2 protein-coding genes are annotated in these 2885 nt (G+C 59.0%); both read right to left on the reverse strand.

All coding sequences use genetic code 11. From position 1 onward, the window contains the following. Positions 1 to 2372 (reverse strand): Hpt domain-containing protein (locus tag HHJ19_RS04890; protein ID WP_296904594.1); only part of this gene is annotated, 2372 nt, incomplete at its 3' end. A 56-nt stretch (positions 2373 to 2428) separates the two neighbouring features. Beyond that, a partial coding sequence (locus HHJ19_RS04895; protein ID WP_296904596.1) for a methyl-accepting chemotaxis protein occupies positions 2429 to 2885 on the reverse strand: 457 nt, incomplete at its 5' end.

Here is a 2885-nt window from a genome sequence, read left to right on the forward strand (position 1 = left end):
TCGGAGATCCAGCGCTCAAATCCGGCGATGGCCTCGGAACAAAGGCCCCTGAACTCCTTGGTCGCGGTTTTTTGGTCGGCAAGCCAGCTGTTCACCATTTGCTCAAGCGCCCATGCGGCTTCGCCAAATTCGCCCAAGCCCACCATTCTCGAACTGCCTTTCAAGGTGTGAAAAGCACGCCTCAATATAGTAAGCTGAGCGACGTCCTCCGGATCGGCTGCGAGTTCGGCAAGAGCCTGCAACGCCTGGCCTACCACTTCGCGCGCCTCCTCAAGGAAAATATCCTGCAAATCGTCTTCTTCAAAATCCGCCGAAGCTGGCTCGGTGGCCAACGCGGCGGGCTCCAGCATCACCGAAGAGGGCGGGGTCACCAATTCACTGGCGGCAACATCGGCGTCTGTGCCGGAAACTGCAAGCACCGCGTCGCTGGTGCTTGAAGCCAGCACCGGCTGCTCGACAAGTGCTGCGTGCTCAGGCTGCGCATCAAGAAGGATCTCGGGCTTGTCGCCTACTGTGGCGGCGCCCGCCTCATGCTGCACGTAAACGGGTTCCTCCACCAGACTATCGTTTTCCGCAATGACGCCTGAAAAGGCATTTCCCGTGCTTTGCGAACGGCCCATCAAAGGTTTTAGTTCACCTTTTTCTTCGTCATAGACAAAAAGCCTTTTCGCCAGCGCAGGTTGGTAATTGAGCATGTCAATCAGGAAACTCAAGGCCCCCAGGTTGTTGCCCAGATGCTCAAATGTTCCAGCGCTGCGCACCAATTGCTCATCAATTTCAGTGTCGAGCATTTGCTCAACACTGCCCCTCATGTGCAAAACGGCCCGGGAGGCCTGATCCAGACCCAACACCGAAAGCACGCCGCGCATCTGGGACAACTTTCCTGGCACCGCCTGCAAGGTCGTTTTGTCCTGCGGGTTGCGAAAGAAAATGTCCAGTGACTTTTCGAGCTCACCCAGAGAAATCCTCAATTCACCCACTACGCTGCCCATGGTCTGTTTATCACTGACACGGCTATACAGCTCCTCCATCCAGCTTTCCAGCGGCTGAGGCTCCCCCCCGGCACTGACGGCGTCCAGGCGCTGAGCCAGATTCGTGGTCCTGAGCGCCAGCTGGGGATCGTTGGGATCGAGGTCGTCAAAAGCCGCTTCCAGATACAGCACAGAAGTGGCCACTTCCATCGCCAATTCAATTCTCGGCGCTTGTGCGGAACGAAGGGTGGTTTCAATGGCCCGGCTCAAGGCCTGTGCGAGCGGTTCACTGGACGGATGCAGTTTCACCAGCGAGTCGGCCACCAGACTGAACTGATCGGATACCAGTTTGAACTTGCTTGCATCGCCAGCGCAAAGGGATGACCAGGTTTCCTTGGCCAAGGTGATTCGCTTGCGGGCCTGTGCCAACAGTGCGGGGTCGAAACGCCCAAACTGCACAAGCTCGTAATCCACGCGCTTGAATCGTGCGAGCCCGTAGGCAGAGCGGATGGCCGCAAGAACAGGGGTATCGCTTGACTGGTTTGGTGTCGCCTGGGCGCAGAAAAAAAGCAAATCCTGCGCCAGGCGTTCGGAAATCGAGGTGTCGCCTTTGGCCAGGGATGCATATTGCAGCAGGATCCGCGACGCCGCGCGCCTTACATACAGATCCGCCCCAAGAAGATCGTGTGCGAACGCCTCAAAATAGGCTGCCGCAATCGTCCAGAAAATCCGGACCCGCCTATCAGACTGATAGGCGGAGAATCCGAGACTCAGCTCCGTGAGGCTGCTGGCCGCCTGCGGCGCCTTGCCCTTCATGAGTTGCAGGATAGCCTGATCCAGGATCGCACGGACGTCATTTCCGTAACTGCGAGGCTCAACAATTACGGTCAGTTGTGGCTCAATCCAGCGCCACTCAAAAGACCACAGATCGGCGGGATGGATACGGTCCGCGCGGAGCAGTTCCTGAACATCACGGTACTGCGGAAAAAGGGAAACGGCGGAAACGGGTTTGCCAGCCAGCACGCCTTCAAGATATTCTGTCACTGCAAAACTGGCGTATTCGATCTTGGCAACGGCATCGTGGCTACATTGCTCTGGTTGAAGCACAAACTTCTGTACCGCCGCCTCCATAGCCCTGAGCACTGGCGCGGCCCCCGGGAGGCCCACCATTTCCAGCGCACCGACTGCCTGGTGCAACTGCTGGCGGGCGATTCGCAACTGGCTGGCGTCAAGCGCAGCAAGATCCGAGCCGCGGGCCGCGTCAGCCTCCCAGCCAAATAGCGTGGGGGCGGCACCTTCCAGAGACTTGCGAAGCTCGTCGAGCACCCAAGCCAAAGGACCCAGGTCATTGACGGCGAGATCGCCCTCGGCAGCGGTTGAATTCGGGACCTTGGATTGCATAGATAACGGGCCGGTTCAGGAATCAGGGTTCGCAGTCGACGCGAAACGGGCGGAGTTCACGCTATTTTGAAGCGCGACACCGACTGCCGCAGCTCTTCCGCCATGCGCGACAGATCACGCACCTGCTGTGCCGTGGAACGTGTACCTTCTCCGGTCTGCTCAGTCACCGCAAAAATGTGCTGGATATTGCCGGCCACCACGTTGGCCGATGCCGCCTCCCTGGAGGCGGAACTGGAAATCTGCTCGATCAGATCTGCAAGACGGCGTGACACCTGGTCAATCTCGGACAGCGCCGTACCGGCATTGTCCGACAGCTTGGCTCCTTCAACCACACCCTGGGTAGAGCGCTCCATGGCGGCCACCGCATCCTGGGTGTCAGTCTGAATCGCCTTCACCAACGCAGAAATCTGGCGCGTGGCATCTGCGGAACGCTCAGCCAGCCGCTGCACTTCCTCGGCGACCACCGAAAAGCCTCGCCCCGCCTCACCGGCCGATGCCGCGTGAATGGCCGCG

Origin of the sequence: Polaromonas sp. (assembly GCF_012927415.1) — a bacterium.
Classification (GTDB): domain Bacteria; phylum Pseudomonadota; class Gammaproteobacteria; order Burkholderiales; family Burkholderiaceae_C; genus Polaromonas.